Below are 21,018 nucleotides of genomic sequence, written 5' to 3'. Positions count from 1 at the left end.
TCAGGATGAGGTCGAGATTGGGGCTGAACCGATCCATCGTATCGTCCCCTCACACCGTCGCGATCGGCGTCGTCGGCGAGCCGACCGCGCCGGGCAGGCGCAGCGGCGGTGCCGTCAGCAGGAACCGGTTGCGGCCGTGCGCGCGCAGCCAGTCGGCGAGCGGCGTCAGGTGCCACAACTCGCCGAGATTGACCCCGAGCTTGAACAGGCAGTGCTCGTGGAGCGGCAGCGTCGCGCAGCAGGCCGGCCCCGCCCCGGCCGGATAGGCCTCGACGGCGTAGTTGTCGGCGATCAGCGCGCACAGGCCCGAGCGGGTGATCCAGTCGAGGAGCCGCGGGTCCCGGCCGTCGAGGCCGGCGCAGAGGTCGTGGACCTGCTTCGGATCCGGCTCCCCGCCCATGGCGATCAGCCGCTCGGCGAAGCCGGTGTGCAGGCAGACCATGTCGCCGGGCTCGATCACGACGCCGTCGGCTTCGAGGATCCGGGCGAGCCAGTCGTAGCCGACCTTGGCCTTGGCGTCGCCGAGATGGGCGCGCAGGTCGATCATCACGGCCCGGCCCTGCATGCCGACCTCGGCCAGGCACTCGATCCCGAGCTTTTTGGCCCGGGACGGCTGGTCCGCCGCCTCGGGGGTGCTCGGCCCGACGATGTCCCGGCCGCCGCGGAAACCGTTGTAGAAGGTCGGGCCTGGGCCGGTGCCGTCGGCATCGAACAGCGAGCCGACATGGGCGAGCGAATCCCACTGCGTCGAGTATTGCAGGTGGATCAGCGCGCGGTCGTCGCAGATCACGTCGGTGGCGCCCTCGACCTCCTCGCAGACCGGGAAGTTCATGTTCGGCCGGCCGTTGGCCCGCCGGGTCGGGGTGATCTGCGGCGGGTGGCGGCGCGGGTTGAGGACGTTGCCGCCGGGCAAATCCAGGGGCAGGCTGAGGCAGAAGGTCAGGCCCTCGCGCACCTCCGCGACGCCCTGGCGGACCTTCTCGGGGGTCAGGAGGTTCAGGCGCCCGCGCTCGTCGTCGGGGCCGAAATCCCCCCAGGTCGAGCCCTCGGGGCGCCGGGTCCAGCGCAGGCTCATGCGCGCGTCTCCCGCGCCGACAGCACGGATCGATCCGCCGGAATCCGGGGCCGCGGTCCGGGGCGAACCCCGGCCGCGGCCGAGCGTGCGTTCCTCACCTGTGCGTCGCCCTTCTTCGAGGCCGTCGGGCTCGCGTTTCGCGAAGCCGCCGGGAGCCTAGGCCCGGGAGGCGCGAGTCGATACCCCGTGCGGAAAACGACTCGGCCGAAACGTCACCGGCCGGTCCCGATGCGGGCCTTGTGATCCGGCTGGGCGCGGATACAGTCCGTCCCAAGCCCGCGAATAAAAAATTCGGGCACTGGGATGAGGAATCGCCGATGTCCGAGACCGTGCGCGCCGTCGCTCGGCATGCCCCGCTTCGGCGCACGATGCCCGTGCTGCTCGCGGCGGGGTTGATCGTCTCGGGACAGGCGCGCGCCGCCGAGCCGATCAAGATCGGCGTGATTGCCGAGGCGCAGTCGGTTGCCGGCGCCTCGATCCCGCAGGCGGTCCAGCTCGCCGCCGACGAGATCAATGCCAAGGGCGGCATCGACGGGCGCCTGATCCAGGTCGTCACCTACGACGACAAGAGTTCGGCCTCCGATGCCGTCCGCGCCTTCCAGCGGGCGGTCAGCGAGGACAAGGTCAACCTCGTCATCGCCAGCTACATCTCCGAGGTGGTGCTGGCCCTGATGCCCTGGGCGGCCCGGCTCAAGACCCCGATGATCACCCCCGGGGCGGCCTCCAACGAGATCAGCGTCGCCGTCCACAAGGACTACGCGCGCAACAAGTACGTCTTCCACGGCTACCTGACCTCGCACGCCCTGGCGCAGGCGGTCTGCGACTCGGCCAAGGACGCCCTGGTCGGGCTGCTGAAGGCCAAGACCGCGGCGATCATGAGCGAGGACGCGGCCTGGACCCGGCCGCTCGATGCGGCCTACGAGGAATGCCTGCCGAAATCCGGCCTGAAGATCGTGGAGCATGTCCGGTTTTCGCCGGATACCGGCGATTTCACCCCGATCTACAACAAGATCGAGGCGGCCAAGCCCGACCTGATCGTCACCGGCATCGCCCATGTCGGCGTGCAGCCGACCGTGCAGTGGCAGAACCAGCAGGTGCCGATCGCCATGACCGGCATCAGCGGCCAGGCGACCTCCTCGACCTTCTGGGCCAACACCAACGGCGGCACGCAGGGCGTGCTGTTCGACAGCGTCGCGCTGCCCGGGGTGGCGCTCACCGACAAGACTACGCCGTTCGCCGAGGCCTTCACCAAGCGCTTCGGCGGCGCGCCGTCCTATGCCGGCTACATGGCCTACGACGCGATGCATTACAGCGCGGAGGCGATCAAGCGGGCCGGGTCCACGGAGGCCGACAAGCTGGTGGACGCCCTGGAGAAGACCGACTGGGTCGGCACCGTCGGGCGCCTGCAGTTCTACGGCAAGGACGAGACCTTCACCCACTCGATCAAGTACGGCCCGGGCCTGATGACCAGCGTCCTCGGCCAGTGGCAGAACGGCAAGCAGGTCGCGATCTGGCCCTCGGAGGTGGCCAACGGCAAGCTGGTCCTGCCGCCCGCGGTCAAGCCGGCGGTCCAGTAATCGCGACGCGAGAGTCCCCAAACAATGATCGGGCTCCAGATCCTCGTCGACGGCTTCGCGATCTCGGCGCTCTACGCGCTCGGCGCGATGGGCTTCACCCTGATCTTCGGCGTCTCCGGAGTGCTGAACCTCTCGCACGGCGCGCTGATGGTGATGGCCGCGGTCGCCGCCTGGGCGGCCTCGTCCCAGTTCGGCCTCGGCTCCTACGCCGGCGCGGGCATCGGCATCCTGTGCGGGCTGGCCGCCGCCCTGGTGACCTACTTCGCGATCGTCGCCCCGATCGAGCGCAGCAAGGCGATCCCGCGCGAGGAAAAAGAGATCTTCGTGCTGACCGGCACCCTGCTCTGGGGGATCATGATCCAGGAGCTGGTCGCCTACTTCTTCACCGACAACCCGAAGACGGTGCTGCCGATCGTCGAGGGCGTGATCGAGATCGCCGGGGTCCGCACCCCGAAGAACGAGATCTTCACCGCGGTGATCTGCTGGATCGTGATCGGCCTGCTGTGGGTGTTCGTGAACAAGGCGCGGGCCGGCAAGGTCCTGCTCGCCGCCTCCATGAACCCCCGCGGGGTCACGCTGCTCGGCCACGACATGGGCCGGATCTACATCGCGGTCTGGGCGATCTACGGGCTGCTCGCCGGGATCGCCGGGGTGCTGCTCGGGATGTTTCTGGGGGTCTCGTCCTACTCGGTGGGGCCGCTCACCGCGAGCGCCTTCTCGATCGTGGTGCTGGGGGGCTTGGGCAGCGTCACCGGCTCGCTGATCGCGGCCTACGTGGTCGGCTATCTCGAGACCGCCACCGCCTACCTGATCTCCCCGGCCTACCGGGTGATCCCGGCGCTGCTGCTGCTCGTGGCCGTGATGTACCTGCGCCCGCAGGGCCTGCTGGGGCGCCGGTGATGGTTTTTTCCACCCCACAGGTCCCCAACCCGCGCCCTCATCCTGAGGTGCCGGAGCGCAGCGGAGGCCTCGAAGGAGCCCTCCAGCCGGCCGCGCGATCCCTGGAGCCCTCCTTCGAGGCCGCTGACGCGGCACCTCAGGATGAGGGGTTGGGATGGGATGGGTCTCGGCGCCGGGTGAGGCCGGTCGTTTCACCGTCGAGGCAAGCCCCATGAAGCTCCTCACCACCCCGGGCTTCTGGGTCGCGCTCCTGGCGCTCGTCCTGGCCGCATTCCTGCCCTGGTGGGTCTCGGGCTACATCCTCGGGCTCCTGACCATCGCGTATTACTTCGGCGTCTTCGCCATGGCCTGGGACCTGCTGTTCGGCTTCGCCGGCGAGGTGAATTTCGGCCCGACCTTCCTGATCGGGCTCGGGGCCTACGGCGCCGGCATCCTCAACAACCGCTTCGAGGTGCCGATCCCCTACTGCCTGGCGGCCGGGACGGTGCTCGCGGTGGTCGGCGGGCTGGCCCTGGCGCTGCCGGCCCTGAAGGTCCGGGGCCCGTATTTCGGCCTGATCACCCTGGTCGCGGTGCTGCTCCTGCAGAACATGATCGTGGTGTTCTCCGGGATCACCGGCGGCGAGATCGGGCTCACGGTGCCCGACGTGATCTCCATCGACGCCGACACCAATTACTGGATCGCGCTCGGCTTCATGGCGTTTGCCGGGCTGGTGCTCACCGCCATCGCCCGCTCGCCGGTCGGGCTGATCCTCCAGGCCGCCGGCCAGGACCCGATCGTCACCGGGGCGCTCGGCTTCAACGTCGCCAAGCACAAGCTGGCGGCCTTCGCGGTCAGCGCCGCCTTCTCGGGCCTCGCGGGCGGGCTGGTGGTGTTCTACATGGGCACCGCCTCGGTCGGCACGCTGATCGACACCGCGGTCGGCGTGCAGGTGATCATCGCGGCGGTGCTCGGTGGACGCCGGACCATCGTGGGCGCCGCGCTGGGCGCGGTGTTCCTGATCGCCGCGGGCGAGCTGCTGCGCCCGCTCGGCCCGCTCTCGACCTTCGTGGTCTCGGCGGTGGCGCTGCTCGTCATCCTGTTCGTGCCCTCGGGGCTGCTCGGCCTCGCATCCGTCCGGAGAGCGCGATGACCGTCGCCGTCAGGCCCACGCCGCCCGGCGCCGTGTCCCTCGCCGAGCCCTGCCTCACCGTGCGCGGCCTGACCAAGCGGTTCGGCGGCCTGGTCGCGGTGAAAGACATCGACCTCGACCTGCGCCCCGGGGAGATTTTGGGGCTGATCGGGCCGAACGGCTCGGGCAAGTCCACCGTGATGAAATTGATCATGGGGCTCGAGCGGCCCACCGCCGGCTCGATCCGCCTCGACGGCGCCGAGATCGGCGGGCTGCCGGCGCACCGGGTCGCCCGCCAGGGCATCGGCCTCGTGTTCCAGCACGCCCGGCCGCTCCAGCGGCAGACCGTGCTGGAGAATATCAGCCTCGCGCTCCTGCCCGACAGCCTGATCCGCCTGGTCGCGGATCCCCACGTGGCACGCCGGGCGAAGGAGATCGCCGAGCGTGTCGGCCTCGGCGCCGTGGCGGACCGGCGGCCCGGCACCCTGCCCTTCGCGGACCTGCGCCGGCTGGAACTCGCCAAGGCCATCGCCCGCGACCCGAAGGTGGTGCTGGTGGACGAGCCCTTCGCGGGGCTCACCGGCGGCGAAGTCGCGGCCTTCTCCGAGCTGATCCGGGGGTTTCGCGACGAGGGCAAGGCCGTGCTCCTCGTCGACCACAACGTGAAGAGCGTCGCGGCCCTCGTGGACCGGGTGTTCGCCATGTATCTCGGCGAGCGCATCGCCGAGGGCTCGGCCGACTCCGTGATGGCTGACCCGACCGTGCGCCGGGTCTATCTCGGCGGCAGCATCGAGACCGCGGCCCGGCCCGAGGCCGCGTTCAAGCCGGATTCGCTGCTGACCGTCGAGAACGTCGACGTGCTCTACGGCAAGGCGCAAGCGCTGCGCAGCGCCGCGATCCACGTCCATGAGGGCGAGTTCGTCTCGGTGGTGGGCCTCAACGGCGCCGGCAAGACCACCCTGTTCAACGCCATCTCGGGGCTGGTCCCGCATACCGGCACGATCCGGTTCGATGGCCGGGACCTCTCACGGATGAAGCCCGCCGCGATCGCCCGGGCCGGGATCGTCCAGGTGCCCGAGACCCGGGAGCTGTTCGGCGATCTCAACGTGCGCGAGAATCTCGATCTCGGCGGCCAGCATTTCCCGAAGGCCGAAAGCGCCAAGCAGCGCGACTGGCTCTACGAGCTGTTCCCGATCCTCAAGGCCCGCGAAGGCCAGACCGCCCGCACGCTGTCCGGCGGCGAGCAGCAGATGCTGACCATCGCCCGCGCCCTGATGATGCGCCCGCGCCTCCTGATCCTCGACGAGCCGACGCTCGGCCTCGCCCCGGTGATCCTGGAATTGCTGTCGAAGGCCCTGGAGCGCCTGCGCCAGACCACGCCGATCACCGTCCTGCTCGGCGAGCAGAACGTCACCTTCGCGCTCCCCCATGCCGACCGGGTCTACGTGCTGGAACAGGCCCGCATCGTCTGGGAAGGCCCGCCGGACCGCTTCGCCGGCGAGATGGGGGCGAAGTATTTGTGAGCGATCCCGCGCATCCCACTCAACCCCTCATCCTGAGGCGGCGAAGCGCAGCGTAGCCCTCGAAGGAGCCCTCCAGGGATCGCGAGCGGGCTGGAGGGCTCCTTCGAGGCCCGGCGATCTTCGATCGCCGAGCACCTCAGGATGAGGGGGGTGGACGGATGAGGTCATCGAGGCGGCGCATCCGGCGCTGGGCCAGAGCGGAGCGGATAGCGTGGATTTCAACCTCTCCCAGTCCCAGACCCAGTGGCTGACCCGGGTCCGCGCCTTCATCGCCGACGCGATCCTGCCGGCCGCCGCTGCGGTGGCGGCCGAGCGGGCGGCGAGCCGCGAACCCGCGCCCACGATGGAGCGCCTCAAGGACAAGGCCCGCGGCGAGGGCCTGTGGAACCTGTTCCTGCCGCCCTCCCCCGAGCACGACACGGATGACTATCGCGGTGCCGGCCTGACCAACCTCGATTACGCGCTCTGCGCCGAGGCGATGGGCAAGGTCGGGAATGCCTCGGAGGTCTTCAACTGCGCCGCGCCAGACACCGGCAACATGGAGGTGCTGCACCGCTACGGCAGCCCGGCCCAGAAGGCGGCGTGGCTGCGGCCGCTGATGGACGGCGCGATCCGCTCCGCCTTCCTGATGACCGAGCCGGACGTCGCCTCCTCGGACGCCACCAACATCGAGACCGCGATCCGCCGGGACGGCGACCATTACGTCATCGACGGGCGCAAATGGTGGTCCACCGGGGTCGGCGATCCGCGCTGCAGGATCGCGATCCTGATGGGCAAGACCGACCCGGACGCGCCCCGGCACCGGCAGCAATCCCAGATCCTCGTGCCCATGGACACGCCCGGCCTGCGGGTCGAGCGGCTGCTGCCGGTCTTCGGCTACGAGGACGCGCCCAAGGGCCACGGCGAGGTGTTGCTGGAGAACGTCCGCGTCCCGGCCGAGAACCTGATCCTCGGCGAGGGGCGCGGCTTCGAGATCGCACAGGGGCGGCTCGGGCCGGGGCGTATCCACCATTGCATGCGCACCATCGGGGTCGCCGAGGCGGCGCTCGAGGCCATGGCCCGGCGCCTGGTCGCGCGGGTCGCCTTCGGCAAGCGGATCAGCGAGCAGTCGGTCTGGGAGCAGCGGGTCGCGGAGGCGCGGATCGACATCGAGATGACCCGGCTGCTCTGCCTGAAGGCCGCCGACATGATGGACAAGGTCGGCGCCAAGGGCGCCAAGCTCGAGATCGCGATGATCAAGGTCGCCGCCCCGCGGATCGCCCTCAAGGTGATCGACGACGCGATCCAAGCCCATGGCGGCGCCGGCGTGTCCGAGGATTTCGGACTGGCCAAGATGTACGCCCATATCCGCACCCTGCGGCTGGCCGACGGGCCGGACGAGGTGCACAACCGCTCCATCGCCCGGCTCGAATTCGGGCGCTACACCAATGCCCGGGAGGGTGCATGAGCGGCCCCGACGCCTTTTCCGGCGTGAAGCCGGTCGAGCCGCGCCATCGGATCGACGAGGCCCGGCTGGCCGCCTGGCTGGCCGAGCACGTGCGCGACTATGCCGGGCCGCTCACTGTGCAGCAGTTCCGCGGCGGCCAGTCGAACCCGACCTACCGGCTGGAGACGCCCGGCCAGGCCTACGTGCTGCGGCGCAAGCCGTTCGGGCCGCTGCTGCCCTCCGCGCACGCGGTGGACCGCGAGTTCCGGGTGATCGGCGCGCTCTACGGTGAGGGGTTTCCCGTCCCGAGGCCCTTCGCGCTCTGCGAAGACGAAACCATCATCGGCGCGGCCTTCTACGTGATGGAGGCGGTGGGCGGCACCGTGCAGTGGGACGGCACCCTACCGGGCCTCGATCCGCATGCCCGGCACCGGCACTACGCCACGATGATCGCGACGCTGGCCCGCCTCCACGCGATCGACCCGGAGGCGGCGGGCCTCGCCGATTACGGCAAGCCCGGCAACTACTTCGCCCGGCAGGTCGATCGCTGGACCCGCCAGTACCGCGCCGCCGAGGAGGGCCGGCTTGAGGATGTCGAGCGCCTGATCGCGTGGCTGCCCCGCACCGTGCCCGAGCAGCAGGGCGCGGCCATCGTCCACGGCGATTACCGCCTCGACAACCTGATCTTTTCCCCCGATGGCGGCGTCAGCGCGGTGCTCGATTGGGAGCTGTCGACGCTGGGCGATCCGCTCGCCGATTTCAGCTACCTGCTGATGCACTGGGCGCTGCCGGCCGATGGGCGCAGCGCGCTCGGCGGGCTCGACCTGCCGGCGCTGGGCATCCCGACCCGGGACGAGGCGGTGGCGCTCTACTGCCGGGCCGCCGGCCGGACGGCGCTGCCCGACCTCGATTGGTACTTCGCCTACAACCTGTTCCGGTTGGTCGGCATCCTCCAGGGCGTGGCCGCCCGCGCCAAGGCCGGCAATGCCGCGAGCGAGAACGCCGCCGCCATGGCGGCGCGGGTACCGACGCTGGCCGCCTCGGCCTGGGCGTTCGCCGAGCGGGCGGGAGCCTGAGATGGATTTGGCCGGCCGCGTCGTCGCCGTTACCGGAGCCGCGAGGGGCATCGGCCGGGCGCTCGCCGAGGCTGCGCAGGCGCGGGGCGCGATCGTCGTCGCCCTCGACCGGGACGGCGCCGGGGCGGAGGCCGTCGCCGCCCGGCTCGGCGGCCGGGCCTACGCGCTCGACGTGGCGGATGCCGATGCGGTCTCCGACACTCTCGCCCGGATCGAGGCCGAGATCGGGCCGATCGCGCTGTACGGCTCCAATGCCGGCATCCTGGAACGCGACCCCGATCCGGGGCTCGCGACCTCGGCGGATCCCGCGAGCTGGGAGCGCGCCTGGTCGGTGAACGTGATGGGCCATGTCCACGCGGCCCGGGTGCTGGTCCCGCTCTGGCTCGCCCGCGGCGGCGGCACCTTCCTCGGCACAGTCTCGGCGGCCGGCCTGCTGAGCCAGATCGGCAGCGCCACCTATTCGGCCACCAAGCACGCCGCCCTCGCCTTCCTGGAACACCTCGCCATCGCGCATGCCGCGGACGGCATCCGGGTCGCCGCCCTGTGCCCGCAGGGGGTCGACACCGCCATGCTCGGCGGGGCCAGCGCCGCCGCCCGCGACGGCGTGCTCTCGCCCGCCTCCGTAGCCGAGGCCGCCTTCGACGGGCTGGCGGTGGGCAAGTTCCTGATCCTGCCGCATCCGCAAGTCGCGGACTACGCCCGCCGCCGGGCCGACGACCCCGAACGCTGGCTCGCCGGCATGGCGCGCCTGCGCCGGTCGATGCTGGCGGAGTCGGAGGCGTGACGATGGCCAGCGTCGAACAATCGGACCGTCGGCGAAGCGTGGCGCAGGTCCCCTCGCCCGTGCGGGAGAGGGACAGGGTGAGGGACCAGGGTCTTCCGGATCGGGCGTATCCCTCACCCCAACCCTCTCCCGCACGGGAGAGGGGGCGCGTCGTGGCCTTCAAAGGCCGAGGCGTGACGATCGGAGCCCACGGAATAAGGACGGCGGGGGCGTGCCGCCCCGTCCGGAGCAGAGCCGACCCATGCCCCTGTTCGATCTGACCGACAAGGTCGCGCTGATCACCGGCTCGTCCCGGGGCATCGGCCGGGCGATTGCCCTGCGGATGGCCGAGCATGGCGCCCGGGTGGTGATCTCGTCGCGCAAGCGCGAGGCCTGCGATGCCGTGGTGGCCGAGATCGAGGCCGCCCACGGCCCGGGCCGCGCGGTGGCGATCCCGGCCAGCATCTCCGTGAAAGCGAAGCTGGAGGATCTGGTCGCCCGGACCGAGGCCCGGCTCGGGCCGGTGGACGTGCTCGTCTGCAACGCCGCCAGCAACCCGTATTACGGGCCGCTCGCCGGCATCGCGGACGCCCAGTTCAGAAAAATCCTGGAGAACAACGTCCTGTCGAACCACTGGCTGATCCAGATGGTCGCCCCCGGCATGGTCGCGCGCCGGGACGGGGCGATCGTGATCGTCTCCTCGATCGGCGCGCTGAAGGGATCGCCGGTGATCGGCGCCTACAACGTCTCCAAGGCCGCCGACCTTCAGCTCGCCCGCAACTACGCGGTGGAATACGGCCCGGCCAACGTCCGGGTGAACTGCCTCTGCCCGGGGCTGATCCGCACCGATTTCGCCCGGGCCCTGTGGGAGGATCCCGAGATGCTGGCCTCCACCACCGAGGCCGCGCCGCTCCGCCGGATCGGCGAGCCCGACGAGATCGCGGGGGCGGCCGTGTTCCTGGCCTCCCCGGCCGGCCGGTTCGTCACCGGCCAAGCGCTGGTGATCGACGGCGGCGTGACGATCGCCCGATGAGCCCCGATCCCCGCCTCCCCGCCGGCTGGCCGGCTCTCCCCTTCCGCGAGGCGGAAGCCCGGCTCACCGCGCCGGGCGGCGCCTTCGCGATCAAGACGGTTCCGATCCGCGGCGTGCCGACTCGGATCTGGACGACCGCGCCGCCGACCCTGCGCGATCTGTTCCGCATCGCCCGGGGGCATGGGGACAGGACCTTCGTGGTCTACCGGGACGAGCGCGTCACCTTCACGGGCTTTGCCCGCGCCGCGACCGCCCTGGCCCACGCCCTGGCGGCGGCCGGGATCGGCAAGGGCGACCGGGTCGCGATCGCCCTGCGCAACCTGCCGGAATGGCCGGTCAGCTATTACGGCGCCCTGCTGGCCGGGGCGATCGCGACGCCGCTCAACGCTTGGTGGACTGGGCCGGAACTGGCTTACGCGCTCCAGCATTCCGGCGCACGGGTGCTGATCGCCGATGGCGCGCGGTTCGAGCGCATCGCGCCGCACCGGGCCGAATGCCCGGCCCTGGAGCGGATTCTTGTCACGCGGATGGAGCCCGACGACCGGGCGACCCCGCTCTCCGCGGTGATCGGCCCGGTGGCGGATTGGGCCGCCCTGCCCGACCGAGCCCCGCCCGACATCGCCCTCGATCCGGAGGACGATGCGACCCTGTTCTACACCTCCGGCACCACCGGCCGGCCGAAGGGCGCGGTCGGCACCCACCGGGCGGCGGCGACCACGGTGATGGCCTATCCCTATTCCGCCTCGCGCAGCGCCCTGCGCCGGGGCGAGACGCCGCCCAAGCCCGACCCGTCCGCGCCGCAGCGGGCCTCGCTGCTGGTGATCCCGCTGTTCCACGTCACCGGCTGCCACGCGAGCCTCGGGGCGGCGCTCTACGGCGGCCATCGCCTGGTGATGATGCATCGCTGGGACGCCCACGAAGCCCTCGACCTGATCGACCGGGAGGGCTGCACCGGCGCCGGCGGCGTCCCGACCATCGCGTGGCAACTCGCCACCGCCGCCCGGGAGGCGGGACGGCCGCTGCTGAGCCTCGAAGCGGTGACCTATGGCGGCGCCCCCGCGGCCGGCGACCTCGTGCGCGCGCTGGGCGAGGCCTTCCCGAAGGCCGTCCCCGCCACCGGCTGGGGCATGACCGAGACCTCGGCGACCTTCACCCACCATCAGGCCGAGGATTACCTGGCCCATCCCGAATCCTGCGGCCCGCCCCTGCCGGTCTGCGAGGTGCGGATCCTCGATCCGCTCGGGCAGGACCTACCCCCCGGCAGCGTCGGCGAGCTGTGCGTGAAGGGCCCGAACGTGGTCCGGGGCTACTGGGACGACCCGGCGGCCACCGCCGAAGTGCTCTCGGAGGGCTGGCTGCGCACTGGCGACCTCGCCCGCGCCGACGAAGACGGCTTTCTGACCATCGTCGACCGGATCAAGGACATGCTGATCCGCGGCGGCGAGAACATCTATTGCTGCGAGGTCGAGAACGCCCTCTACGCGCATCCGGACGTGATCGACGCCGTGGTGCTGGCCGTGCCCCACCCGACGCTCGGCGAGGAGCCCGGCGCGATCGTGGCGCTCGCCGAGGGCGCCCGGACCGGGCCCGAGGAGATCCGGGCCTTCGCGGCCGAGCGGCTGGCGGCGTTCAAGGTGCCGGTGCGCGTGGTGGTCTGGGACGGGCTCCTGCCCCGAAACCCCGCCGGAAAGATCCTGCGGGCGCCGCTGCGGGCCGTGTTCGCCGAGGACTCGTCTCAGAACGGCTCGCCCTCGTCGTCCGGGCGGTAGACCCGCAGCGACCGTCCGTCCGGGAACTCGACGGTGCGGCGTCGCACGACCAGGTAGCCGGCGGCCTCCGCGGCGCGCAGGCGTTCCAGCCGCTCGTCGGCGTAGCCCGGGCCGTAATTGTAGGCCCGGTAGCGCGGGTAGGCGTCCGGTGGCGGTGGCGGCGGCGCGACCGCGACCATCCGGTGCGGGCGGACGGTCCGGACCGGGGCTGCGGCGACGCGCGGCCGATGCGCGGTCGTGGCGACCCGCTTGGCCTCCGGAGCGGGGCGGTGGGTCGCGACCCGCTTCTGGACGGGCCGCGCGGCGACCGCCTTACGGGCCGGTGCTGCGGCGGCGGGGCTCGATGCGGGTGGCGGGACGGCTTTCTGAGCCTCGGCCGGACTCGCCGCCGGGGCCGGCTTGCGGGCCGGCGGATCGGTCCAGCCCGAGGCCTGCTCGGCTCGCGCGCCGGTCGCGCCCAGGGCGAGGGACAGGATGAGGGCGGCGAGACTCGTTCGTGCACCGTACGGCATGGTGCCCTCCTGAGATCGCGGCGTTTCGGGTCGGTCCGCGGGGCGACGCGACAATAGAGCGAACCGTCACGCAGGGGAATTCCGCCGGTTCATTTCGACGGCGATCCCCCAGGACATTTTTAGATCAGTGAATCGCCTTCAATGCCCCCGCCGCGACGCCGAAGATTCGCCGGCCTGGAGGTAGCGTATCCCCCTCGCTTCAAACCGTTGCCCGGTTCGGCTGAGCGGGCTTGCTGCGGCGCGGGCGCTTGAAGCGAACCACGAGTTCCATGCCCGTCGCGTCGGCCATACGCCGCAGCGTCTCCACGGTCGGGCTCGCGGCCCCCGATTCCCATCGGGAGATCCTGGCCTGATCCGTTCCCATCTTTTCCGCGAGCTGCGTCTGCGACAGGCGCGCCCGTGTCCGCGCCAGGATCATCTCCTTCGCCAGCGCGAATTCATGGTCGAGAGCGTCATAGGCGGCCACGTATTCGGGGTCCTGCCGCCAGGTTTCTGTCAGACGGTCTACAGTTCGGTCTTTCATCGTCCTTCTCCCGGTTGCCTCGATGCTGCGCGCTCATTGTCCGACGAGTGATTTGGCGCGCTGCCTGGCCAATCTGATCTCGGATGGCGGCGTCTTCTGAGTTTTCTTCACGAAAGCCCGCAGGATGACGATCCGCCGGCCGATCTGGGTGATGTAAATCGCGCGGGAAATTCCGGCTCTGCCGGACATCCGCATTTCCCAGAGCTTGTCGCCCAATGGTTTGACGTAAGGCTCGCCGACATGGGTCAGGCCGACGCTCCTGATGAGATCGCAGATCCGCTCGAATTTCGCGCGCATGTCGATGGGCAGCGCATCCAGCTCGGCATCGACGGTGTCGTTCAAGATCTCGATCGACCACATGCTGTAAACATGTCGAAATCGACATATCGGGTCAAGGGCGCAAGGGGTCGGAGTGGCTCTGCGGCGCGTCGCTGACGGCTCGCGCGTATCGGCCAAATCGAGGACGCTCTCCGACAAGTGTTGCGCGGTCAGGCGCGCAATCGTGGCAATCCGGATCGCCTGCGACGGTCGATACGACGCCCCGCGCGGAACTCACCGCTCCCGCCGTGGTTGCACCGCCATGTCCACCCCTGCCGATGCGTCCTCCGGCTCACCACCCGGCCTGCGGGTGTGCGTCGATCTCAATCTCTGCCAGGCCTATGCCCAGTGCTGCTACGCGGCGCCGCGGCACTTCCGCATCGAGGGCCATGAGGCCCTGTTCTACGACCCCGCTCCCGCCGCGCAGGACCGGGCCGACATCGAGCGCGCGCGCGTCGCTTGCCCGGTCCAGGCGATCCGGGTCGAGGATCCGGGGCAGGCGTCCTGAGATGGCGCAGGGATCGACCACCGAGCGTGCGGTCGTCGTCGGCGCCGGCCTGGCGGCCTTGCGTGGTGCCGAGGCCATGCGGGCAGCCGGGTTCACCGGCCCGCTCACCCTCGTCGGCGCCGAGCCGTACCGGCCCTATGACCGCCCGCCCCTCTCGAAGCATGTCCTGGCCGGTGAGATCCGGGCCGATGCGACCACCCTGCCGAGCAGCCTCGGCGCGGATGTGGAGTGGCAGCTCGGCCGCTCGGTCACGCGCCTCGACCGCGAATCCCGCACACTGCATCGCGCGGATGGGGGGACCGTGCCCTACGATCGCCTGCTGATCGCCACCGGCACCCGCGCCCGGCCCTGGCCGAACCCACACGAGGGGCGGCTTTCCGGCGTGTTCACCCTGCGCGGGCGGGACGACGCCGCCGCCTTGCGGGCCGCCCTCGCCGCCGGCCCCCGGAGGGTGCTGGTGATCGGCGCCGGCTTCATCGGCTGCGAGGTCGCGAGCCTGTGCCGGCAGCTCGGCCTGCCCGCGACCCTGGTCGAGCCCGGCCCGACGCCGTTGGGAAGGGTCCTCGGCAGCACGGTCGGGGCGTTCATCGGCGCGATCCTCGAGGGCCGGGGCGTCGATCTGCGCCACGGCAGCGAGGTCGAGTGGCTGGAGGACGAGGGCGGCCGGTTCGTGCGCGCCCACCTGACTGACGGCACCCGCATCGACGCGGATGTGGCGGTGATCGCCCTCGGGGCCGTCCGCAACACCGAATGGCTCGACGGGTCCGGCCTCTCGGCGGATCCCGGCGGCGTCGATTGCGACGCGGCCGGCTTCGTCCTCGATACCGACGGGCAGCCCGATCCGCGCATCGCGGCGGCGGGCGACGTGGCGCGCTTCCCCCACCCGCTCTATGGCGGCCGGCGGGTGGCATTGGAGCATTGGAGCCACGCCGTGATGCAGGGCATCCACGCCGGACAGCTTCTGGCCGGGGCGAAGCCCGAGGGTCCCTACGCGGGGCTGCCGACCTTCTGGTCGACGCAGGGCGATGTCGTGATCAAGTCCGCCGGGTTGACCGAGGGCGCCGATGCCGTGGCGTTCACCCAGGGCGAGCCGGGCTCCGGGCGCTTCATCGCCGTCTACGGTCGCGCTGGACGTTGCATCGCGGCCGTGTCGGTGGATTCGGCCCGCTGGCTGCCTGCCTATGCCGAGTTGGTCGCCGCCGGCGCGCCGTTCCCGCCGCAGGGGGCGGCCGCCGACCGCCCATCGAAGGGGATCATGGTTCTCGCCCCGGGCTTTCCCTGAGGTCACCGCATGCCCGACGCCACCCTCCTCGACCAGGTCAAGGATTTCGCCAACCGCGCGGACCCCTATCCCGTCTACGCCAAGCTGCGGCAGCATCCGGTCTCCCGTCAGGACGACGGGACCGAAGCCGGGACCTGGGTGGCTTCGACCCACGGCACCATCGCGAGCCTGCTGCAGGATCCGCGGGTCAGCTCGGAGACCCTGCCCCCGGCCGACCGGCCGCGCACCGGCAATCCCCTAACCGACCTGATCGTCAAGCCGCTCAAGGACTGGATGATGGACCGGCACCGGGTCTTCATCTTCCGCGACCCGCCTGACCACGACGTCCTGCGCGCCTCCGTGATGCACCAGTTCTCGCGCGAACGGATCCAGGCGATGCGGGTGCGCTCCGAGCGGCTGGTGGCCGACCTGCTCGACGAGAAGCGCGATGCTCGGGAGATCGACGCCGTCGACGACCTCGCCTACCCGCTCCCCGTGACGGTGATCTGCGAGCTGTTCGGCGTGCCCCGGGAGGACGAGCCGAAGTTCCACGGCTGGGCGACCCAGCTCGCCACGGCCCTCGAGCCCGACAGCCTGTCCGACACCGAGATCCGCGCCGCGAACAGCCGGACCTTCGACGCGATCGGCGGCTACATGGCCGACCTGATCAAGGACAAGCGCCGGCACCCGCAGGACGACATGCTCTCAGGCCTCGCCAACGAGTCGACGCCCACGGGGGCGAAGATGGGCGATTACGACCTGATCGCCACCTCGATCCTAATGCTGGTGGCCGGCCACGAGACCACGGTCAACCTGATCACCAACGGGCTGCTCACCCTGCTGCGCCACCCCGACGAGCTGGAGCGCCTGCGCCGGGATCCCGGCCGCGCGCCACGCCTGATCGAGGAACTGCTGCGCTACGAGCCGCCGGTCCAGTTCCGGACCCGCAAGACCCTGTCGGCCATCGACATCGCCGGCGTCACCATCCCCGAGGGCGCCGACCTCGTCCTGCTGCTGGCCTCCGGCAACCGCGACGCCGCCGTGTTCCCGGATCCCGACCGCTTCGATCCCGACCGCGCCGGCATCCGCCATCTCGGCTTCGGCGGCAGCCTGCATTACTGCGTCGGGGCGCCGCTGGCCCGGTTCGAAGCCGAGGCGGCGCTCACCGCTCTCGCCGGCCGGCTCAAGGCACCCCGGCTGATCGAGGACCCGCCGCCCTACCGGTCCGGCGCCGCCCTGCGCGGGCCGGAGCACCTGCGGGTGGCGATCGACGGGATTGCCTGACGGAATCTCGTGCGCGCGCTTCCGCTGCGGCTCAGACGGTGATCTCGATCGGCGTTCCGTCCGGCATGGCGATCACCGCCTCGTAGAAGCCATCGCCGGTGCGGCGCGGCGGCGACGTGAGGCAGCCATCCGTGGCGCAGCGGGCGGCGAGAGCGTCGACGGCCTCGATACTGCCGAGGGCGATCGCGACATGCGTCCAGCCCACGCGCTCGTCGTGTGCCCCGTCCGCGACCCAGGGCGCCGTCATCAGTTCGATTTGCGCGCCGTCCCCGGGCAGGGTGACGAACCGGGACACGAACCCTTTCTGCCGCTGGCTGTGGTACGGCGCGCCGATCTCGGCATCGAAATACCGCCGCCAGAACGCCGCGGCCGTATCGAGGTCGTGGGTCCACAGGGCGACATGGGCGAAGCGCATCGGGCCGGTCCCTTGCGAGCGTGAGCGTTCCGGACCCCGCACGGTCGCCGACTGGCCCCGGTGCCGTCTACCACCCCAGGGTTGATGTGCCCCGCGCGGTCCGCCGCCTTCAGGCGGCTTTGACCGCAGCCAAGAACGTGGTCACCTCCTGGCCCAATCCCGAGGCGTAGCGCGCCAGATCCTGCGCGGCGCTCAGCACCTGGCCGGCGGCGGCGCCGGTCTCGACGGCGGCTTGGCGGACCTCGGCGATGTCCACGCTGACCGCCTGGGTCCCCTGGGCGGCCTGGGTGACGTTCCGGACGATCTCGCTCGTGGCCGCGCCCTGTTCTTCCATGGCCGCAGCGACGCTCAGCGCCACCGTGCGCATCGTGTCGATCGTGCCGCCGATGGTCTGGATCGAATCGACGGCGTTCCGGGTCTCGCTCTGGATGGCGGCGATCTGGCCGGCGATCGTGTCGGTGGCCTTGGCGGTCTGGGCCGCCAGGGCCTTCACCTCGCCGGCGACCACGGCAAAACCCCTGCCGGCCTCGCCGGCCCGAGCGGCCTCGATGGTCGCGTTGAGGGCCAAGAGGTTGGTCTGCCCGGCGATGCCGGCGATCAGGTCCATCACCTCGCTGATCTGGTTCGTGCCCCGGGACAGGACCTGCATCAGTTCGTTGGTACGAGCCGCATCGACGCTCGCCCGGTCGGCCATCGTCGAGGATTGGGCGACGCGGGACGCGATTTCCTGGATCGAGGCGGACATCTCCTCGCTGGCGGCGGCCACGGTCTGGACGTTGGCCGAGGTCTGCTCAGAGGTGGCGGCGACCCGCCCGGACTGGTCGGTGGTGTGCGCGGCGGTGCGCGTCATCTCCCGGGCGGTGGCTTCCATCTCCACGGCGGACGCGGACAGGCTCTGCGTCAGCGCGCCGACATGTGCGTCGAACCGGCCGGTGAGTTCGTCCAGCGCCTGGGCCCTGCGCGTCTTGGCGGCGTTCTCGGCGGCGGCAGCCGCCTCGGCCTCCCGCTTGGCGATCAGCGCGTCCTTGAACACCTGCACGGCCCGCGCCATCGCGCCGACCTCGTCGCCGCGCTGCTGATCGGCGACCGGCACCGCGAGGTCGCCGCCTGCGAGCGCCCGCATCGCCGCGGTCAGGCGCACGATCGGCCGCGACAGGCCGTTGCCGATGAGCAGGAGCAGGGCCAGGACCGGGATCACGAGGCCCGCGGACCAGAGCGCGTTGGTGAGGGTCCGGCTGCGCACCGCCGCGTGGACGTCGTCCCGGTAGAGGCCGGCGGCCAGGATCCAGCCCCAGGGCTTGAACAGCTGCACGCTCACGACCTTCTCGACCGGCTCGGTCCCGCCCGCGCGCGGCTTCCTGTAGTCAACGAAGCCGGACCCGTCGCGCTTGGCCACCTCGACCATTTCGGCGAAGTAGCGCTTCCCGCCCGGCACGTCGGTCTGGTCCAGAACCACCTTGCCGACATTCTTGGCGTTGAACGCGTTCGCGATCAGCCGGCCCTGCGTATCGAGGACGAAGAAGTAATCCGCCTCGCCGAAGCGCAGCGCGCTGACGGCCTCAAGGGCAGCCTTCTGGGCCTGATCGACCGGCATCCGCCCCGAGGACGCCAGCGCCTCGTAATGGGCCACCAGGCTCCGCGCGACGTCGCCGAGGTTCTTCGTCATCAGCGCGCGGTCTTCGAGCGCGGAGGACCGTGTATCGACGTAGTTCAGGCCGCTGAGGGCGCCGACCGCCACCAGCACCAGGGCCATCACCGCCGCCAGCTTGTGGCCCAGTCTTACGTTCGAGAGGCTGTGCAACGGCGCGAAGTCGCCCCCGGTCGAGCGGTTGGTCTGCGAGCGTGTCATCGAGATACCGGGAAGGAGACGGAACCAGGCCGTCAGGAGCTTTCGGCGTCGGGGACGCCCCCGCACGCGGCGACTCATATTCCCCGGCGCTGTTCCGCGGCGAAGGTTAGACACAGAACTGGTAAACACAAGCTCAACACCGGTCGCCGGCGACGATTTTTTAACCGTCGCTCGGCATGAGCAAGTGTTATTCGGTATTTTGCAAGACTATGGTCTCGAGAAAATCGGGTCACATCCGGATTTTTCAGGAAAAATACAAAATGCACTTCTGAATGTTTCGGCTTAACGGCGGAGTCGCGCGTTATGCCTCGATCCGATAATGTATCGGCTTGAAGCTGCCGTTGTTCGATTGCAGCGCCGAGCAGGCCGTCAGCCCGATGATCAGGTCGGTCTCGGCGGTGAACACGATCCGGTCGCCGGCCCGGCTCAGCGGCGGCTCGACCGTAAGAGCGCCGGTCGTCCCGTCGATCGGCACGTTCATGAAGCAGTTGAACGCCACCGGGATCGCGTCCGGGGCGATGCCGTAGGGGGCGAGCGCCGCGGCGAGGTTCCCGAAGCAGCCCCGGTGCGGGTCGGTGTCGCCGTAGATGATCCGGAACGTGTCGGCCGAGCACGGCGTCAGCAGGAAATCGTGGCGCCCGACCGTGTCCTCGACGATGCGCAACAGCACGTTCGAGCGGTTGGAGTAGAGCGGATCACCGGTGGTCAGGTAGATCCGGCTCGCATAGTCGAGGGTCCGCCCGGACGAGATCACCTCGCCGGTATCGTGGCGGTTGTAGGCGACGAGGTCGGCCACCTGCTCGCCGCGCGGGTCGATCACCGTGAGGCGCTGGCCCCGGTCGAGGGTGAAGGCGACGCCTGAGCGCGGCTCGATCTGCTGCACATCCGCCCGGTCCATGATGTCTCCGCTTCCGTTTCGATCCGGCCGGAAACGCGGCAGATGCCGCCGCGATCCGGCAGCGCCTCAGGCGCCGCTGCTCGGGAAGCTGATGTCGAGCGGCGAGGCCAGCGGATGCCAATCGTCGGCGGCCGGGGTGGCCGGCGCCGCCGGTCGACCCTGCATCGGGCAGCGCCACTCGTCGCCGACCACGCGGCCGCTGTACTGGCGGGCCTCGGAGGTCTCGCCGTGGCGCGCCAGCATCGGGTTGAGGCTGCCGGCCAGGGCCTCGTCGCGCTCCAGGATCGAGGCGCGCAACTTCTCGTAGCGGCCCTCGGCCCGCAGCCGCTCGAACTGGGCGTGCAGGTTGAACACCAGCACCGGCGAGGAGAATTGCCGCGCCGGGCGGCTGGCATTCGGGTGCAGCCCGACCACGAAGAAGGCCTCGCCGCCGAAGCTCAGGGAGAAGTGGGGGTTGTCGGGATCGTCCGCCACCCGGGCGTCGTGGGGCTGCCCGAGCCAGGCATCCTTGTCGGTGAGCGATTGCGCCCGCGCCCAGAGATTCTGCTCGAACGCCTCTTCCGAGAGGTCGCCGGGCCCCTCGAATACGACCGCGAAGCTCTGGAACAGGTCGGGGGTCTCGCGGTAGCGCGCCACGAAGGCGAGCAGGGCCGGGTAGATCCGCATGTCGTCCCAGCCCGAGGTGATGTCCCGGGCCACGACGATCTTCATGCGCCCGCGCGACAGGGCCGACTTTGCGCCGACGCAGGGAAAGGGGGGATTCCGGATGAAGTCGCGGAAGGCCTGGGCACGCGGATGCTCTTCGTCGTCGCGGGGAAACTGCATGCGGTCGATGGCTCGAGATCTGCGCAGGTGTGCCTCGGGAGGAGGCAACCGCTGTTCGGGACTCGGGCAACCCCGGTTTCAGGTCGCTGTTCCCCCCTGCGACAGGTCGTCCGGGGAGAAGGTGAATCTTGCTTCCTCCCGAGAAGAATCGGCGCTGCGTCCGGAAGACCTGCACCAATGTTCATTGTCCGCCCGAACATAGATTAAGGTGGGTAAGACTCGGCCCGCGCGCTTGCGAATGCTGCGAGACCGGATGCGTGACTTCGCCGGACGACGCACCGCCGCAATCCAGTTCAGTGGGGGCCGCCGGAGCGCGCGCCTCCGCGGCGGCCGGAAATGCATTGAAGTCTGACGCTGAGAATCGCTGATCTC

Annotated in this window: 20 protein-coding genes; 12 read left to right on the top strand and 8 right to left on the bottom strand. The window is 70.6% G+C overall.

Annotated elements, in window-relative coordinates:
- Window positions 1–49 precede the first annotated feature (49 nt).
- On the bottom strand, window positions 50–1,075 hold the full coding sequence (locus tag MKL09_RS09235) for a cyclase family protein (RefSeq protein WP_244019686.1): 1,026 nt from the start codon (window positions 1,073–1,075) through the stop codon (window positions 50–52).
- Window positions 1,076–1,392: 317 nt separating this feature from the next.
- Here MKL09_RS09235 and MKL09_RS09230 point away from each other — a divergent pair, with 317 nt between their 5' ends.
- From MKL09_RS09230 to MKL09_RS09190, 9 genes are all read left to right on the top strand, one after another.
- Window positions 1,393–2,652 carry an ABC transporter substrate-binding protein gene (locus MKL09_RS09230; protein WP_244019685.1) on the top strand — a complete coding sequence of 420 codons (1,260 nt, stop codon included), beginning with the start codon at window positions 1,393–1,395 and terminating at the stop codon, window positions 2,650–2,652.
- A gap of 24 nt (window positions 2,653–2,676) precedes the next feature.
- On the top strand, window positions 2,677–3,552 hold the full coding sequence (locus tag MKL09_RS09225) for a branched-chain amino acid ABC transporter permease (protein ID WP_244019683.1): 876 nt from the start codon (window positions 2,677–2,679) through the stop codon (window positions 3,550–3,552).
- A 211-nt stretch (window positions 3,553–3,763) separates the two neighbouring features.
- Window positions 3,764–4,684 (top strand): branched-chain amino acid ABC transporter permease, encoded by a 921-nt coding sequence (locus MKL09_RS09220; protein ID WP_244019682.1) that lies wholly within the window; start codon window positions 3,764–3,766, stop codon window positions 4,682–4,684.
- Window positions 4,681–6,186 carry an ATP-binding cassette domain-containing protein gene (locus tag MKL09_RS09215; protein WP_244019681.1) on the top strand — a complete coding sequence of 502 codons (1,506 nt, stop codon included), beginning with the start codon at window positions 4,681–4,683 and terminating at the stop codon, window positions 6,184–6,186. The genes MKL09_RS09220 and MKL09_RS09215 overlap by 4 nt, the downstream gene beginning before the upstream one ends.
- 211 nt (window positions 6,187–6,397) lie before the next feature.
- Window positions 6,398–7,633 (top strand): acyl-CoA dehydrogenase family protein, encoded by a 1,236-nt coding sequence (locus MKL09_RS09210; RefSeq protein WP_244019680.1) that lies wholly within the window; start codon window positions 6,398–6,400, stop codon window positions 7,631–7,633.
- Window positions 7,630–8,688 carry a phosphotransferase family protein gene (locus MKL09_RS09205; protein WP_244019679.1) on the top strand — a complete coding sequence of 353 codons (1,059 nt, stop codon included), beginning with the start codon at window positions 7,630–7,632 and terminating at the stop codon, window positions 8,686–8,688. Before MKL09_RS09210 ends, MKL09_RS09205 begins: the two co-directional genes overlap by 4 nt.
- A 1-nt stretch (window position 8,689) precedes the next feature.
- Window positions 8,690–9,472 carry an SDR family NAD(P)-dependent oxidoreductase gene (locus MKL09_RS09200; RefSeq protein ID WP_244019678.1) on the top strand — a complete coding sequence of 261 codons (783 nt, stop codon included), beginning with the start codon at window positions 8,690–8,692 and terminating at the stop codon, window positions 9,470–9,472.
- A gap of 241 nt (window positions 9,473–9,713) precedes the next feature.
- Entirely contained in the window at window positions 9,714–10,484 is a 771-nt protein-coding gene (locus MKL09_RS09195; RefSeq protein WP_244019677.1) for an SDR family NAD(P)-dependent oxidoreductase, read from the top strand.
- The gene (locus tag MKL09_RS09190; RefSeq protein ID WP_244019675.1) at window positions 10,481–12,253 is read left to right on the top strand and encodes a class I adenylate-forming enzyme family protein; all 1,773 of its coding nucleotides are present in this window, start codon (window positions 10,481–10,483) and stop codon (window positions 12,251–12,253) included. Before MKL09_RS09195 ends, MKL09_RS09190 begins: the two co-directional genes overlap by 4 nt.
- Here the strand turns inward: MKL09_RS09190 and MKL09_RS09185 are convergent.
- The 3 genes from MKL09_RS09185 to MKL09_RS09175 form a co-directional block, all read right to left on the bottom strand.
- A complete protein-coding gene (locus MKL09_RS09185) occupies window positions 12,220–12,765 on the bottom strand; it encodes a hypothetical protein (protein ID WP_244019673.1) in 546 nt (181 codons plus the stop codon). The genes MKL09_RS09190 and MKL09_RS09185 overlap by 34 nt on opposite strands.
- A 199-nt stretch (window positions 12,766–12,964) precedes the next feature.
- Complete coding sequence (locus MKL09_RS09180; RefSeq protein WP_244019672.1) at window positions 12,965–13,288, bottom strand: helix-turn-helix domain-containing protein; 324 nt, start codon at window positions 13,286–13,288, stop codon at window positions 12,965–12,967.
- A gap of 33 nt (window positions 13,289–13,321) precedes the next feature.
- Window positions 13,322–13,630 (bottom strand): type II toxin-antitoxin system RelE/ParE family toxin, encoded by a 309-nt coding sequence (locus MKL09_RS09175; protein WP_244019671.1) that lies wholly within the window; start codon window positions 13,628–13,630, stop codon window positions 13,322–13,324.
- Between the two features lie 238 nt (window positions 13,631–13,868).
- Between MKL09_RS09175 and MKL09_RS09170 the strand changes: the two genes are divergently transcribed.
- The 3 genes from MKL09_RS09170 to MKL09_RS09160 are packed head-to-tail and all read left to right on the top strand — an operon-like array spanning window position 13,869 to window position 16,659.
- A complete protein-coding gene (locus MKL09_RS09170; protein WP_243943825.1) occupies window positions 13,869–14,114 on the top strand; it encodes a ferredoxin in 246 nt (81 codons plus the stop codon).
- Window position 14,115: 1 nt separating this feature from the next.
- Complete coding sequence (locus MKL09_RS09165; protein WP_244019670.1) at window positions 14,116–15,396, top strand: NAD(P)/FAD-dependent oxidoreductase; 1,281 nt, start codon at window positions 14,116–14,118, stop codon at window positions 15,394–15,396.
- A gap of 9 nt (window positions 15,397–15,405) precedes the next feature.
- Window positions 15,406–16,659 carry a cytochrome P450 gene (locus MKL09_RS09160; protein WP_244019669.1) on the top strand — a complete coding sequence of 418 codons (1,254 nt, stop codon included), beginning with the start codon at window positions 15,406–15,408 and terminating at the stop codon, window positions 16,657–16,659.
- Between the two features lie 31 nt (window positions 16,660–16,690).
- On the opposite strand, the gene MKL09_RS09155 is transcribed toward MKL09_RS09160, so the two are convergent.
- The 4 genes from MKL09_RS09155 to gntA all read right to left on the bottom strand — a co-directional run bounded on the left by MKL09_RS09155 (window position 16,691) and on the right by gntA (window position 20,646).
- Complete coding sequence (locus MKL09_RS09155) at window positions 16,691–17,074, bottom strand: VOC family protein (protein ID WP_244019668.1); 384 nt, start codon at window positions 17,072–17,074, stop codon at window positions 16,691–16,693.
- A gap of 109 nt (window positions 17,075–17,183) precedes the next feature.
- Window positions 17,184–18,923 carry a methyl-accepting chemotaxis protein gene (locus MKL09_RS09150; RefSeq protein WP_244019667.1) on the bottom strand — a complete coding sequence of 580 codons (1,740 nt, stop codon included), beginning with the start codon at window positions 18,921–18,923 and terminating at the stop codon, window positions 17,184–17,186.
- A gap of 301 nt (window positions 18,924–19,224) precedes the next feature.
- A complete protein-coding gene (locus MKL09_RS09145; RefSeq protein ID WP_092037247.1) occupies window positions 19,225–19,821 on the bottom strand; it encodes a DUF1989 domain-containing protein in 597 nt (198 codons plus the stop codon).
- Between the two features lie 66 nt (window positions 19,822–19,887).
- On the bottom strand, window positions 19,888–20,646 hold the full coding sequence (gntA, locus tag MKL09_RS09140) for a guanitoxin biosynthesis heme-dependent pre-guanitoxin N-hydroxylase GntA (RefSeq protein WP_244019666.1): 759 nt from the start codon (window positions 20,644–20,646) through the stop codon (window positions 19,888–19,890).
- Window positions 20,647–21,018 lie beyond the last annotated feature (372 nt).

The sequence above is a fragment of the Methylobacterium sp. J-048 genome, assembly GCF_022829515.1.
Classification (GTDB): Bacteria; Pseudomonadota; Alphaproteobacteria; order Rhizobiales; family Beijerinckiaceae; genus Methylobacterium.
Note: the sequence above shows the minus strand (reverse complement) of the source record. Positions and strands in the feature narration are given on the sequence as shown.

Excerpts from the sequence above, each read along its gene's own strand:
- MKL09_RS09235 (WP_244019686.1), bottom strand. The coding sequence starts at position 1,075 with ATGAGCCTGCGCTGGACCCGGCGCCCCGAGGGCTCGACCTGGGGGGAT.
- MKL09_RS09230 (WP_244019685.1), top strand. The coding sequence starts at position 1,393 with ATGTCCGAGACCGTGCGCGCCGTCGCTCGGCATGCCCCGCTTCGGCGC.
- MKL09_RS09225 (WP_244019683.1), top strand. The coding sequence starts at position 2,677 with ATGATCGGGCTCCAGATCCTCGTCGACGGCTTCGCGATCTCGGCGCTC.
- MKL09_RS09220 (WP_244019682.1), top strand. The coding sequence starts at position 3,764 with ATGAAGCTCCTCACCACCCCGGGCTTCTGGGTCGCGCTCCTGGCGCTC.
- MKL09_RS09215 (WP_244019681.1), top strand. The coding sequence starts at position 4,681 with ATGACCGTCGCCGTCAGGCCCACGCCGCCCGGCGCCGTGTCCCTCGCC.
- MKL09_RS09205 (WP_244019679.1), top strand. The coding sequence starts at position 7,630 with ATGAGCGGCCCCGACGCCTTTTCCGGCGTGAAGCCGGTCGAGCCGCGC.
- MKL09_RS09200 (WP_244019678.1), top strand. The coding sequence starts at position 8,690 with ATGGATTTGGCCGGCCGCGTCGTCGCCGTTACCGGAGCCGCGAGGGGC.
- MKL09_RS09195 (WP_244019677.1), top strand. The coding sequence starts at position 9,714 with ATGCCCCTGTTCGATCTGACCGACAAGGTCGCGCTGATCACCGGCTCG.
- MKL09_RS09190 (WP_244019675.1), top strand. The coding sequence starts at position 10,481 with ATGAGCCCCGATCCCCGCCTCCCCGCCGGCTGGCCGGCTCTCCCCTTC.
- MKL09_RS09185 (WP_244019673.1), bottom strand. The coding sequence starts at position 12,765 with ATGCCGTACGGTGCACGAACGAGTCTCGCCGCCCTCATCCTGTCCCTC.
- MKL09_RS09180 (WP_244019672.1), bottom strand. The coding sequence starts at position 13,288 with ATGAAAGACCGAACTGTAGACCGTCTGACAGAAACCTGGCGGCAGGAC.
- MKL09_RS09170 (WP_243943825.1), top strand. The coding sequence starts at position 13,869 with ATGTCCACCCCTGCCGATGCGTCCTCCGGCTCACCACCCGGCCTGCGG.
- MKL09_RS09165 (WP_244019670.1), top strand. The coding sequence starts at position 14,116 with ATGGCGCAGGGATCGACCACCGAGCGTGCGGTCGTCGTCGGCGCCGGC.
- MKL09_RS09160 (WP_244019669.1), top strand. The coding sequence starts at position 15,406 with ATGCCCGACGCCACCCTCCTCGACCAGGTCAAGGATTTCGCCAACCGC.
- MKL09_RS09155 (WP_244019668.1), bottom strand. The coding sequence starts at position 17,074 with ATGCGCTTCGCCCATGTCGCCCTGTGGACCCACGACCTCGATACGGCC.
- MKL09_RS09150 (WP_244019667.1), bottom strand. The coding sequence starts at position 18,923 with ATGACACGCTCGCAGACCAACCGCTCGACCGGGGGCGACTTCGCGCCG.
- MKL09_RS09145 (WP_092037247.1), bottom strand. The coding sequence starts at position 19,821 with ATGGACCGGGCGGATGTGCAGCAGATCGAGCCGCGCTCAGGCGTCGCC.
- gntA (WP_244019666.1), bottom strand. The coding sequence starts at position 20,646 with ATGCAGTTTCCCCGCGACGACGAAGAGCATCCGCGTGCCCAGGCCTTC.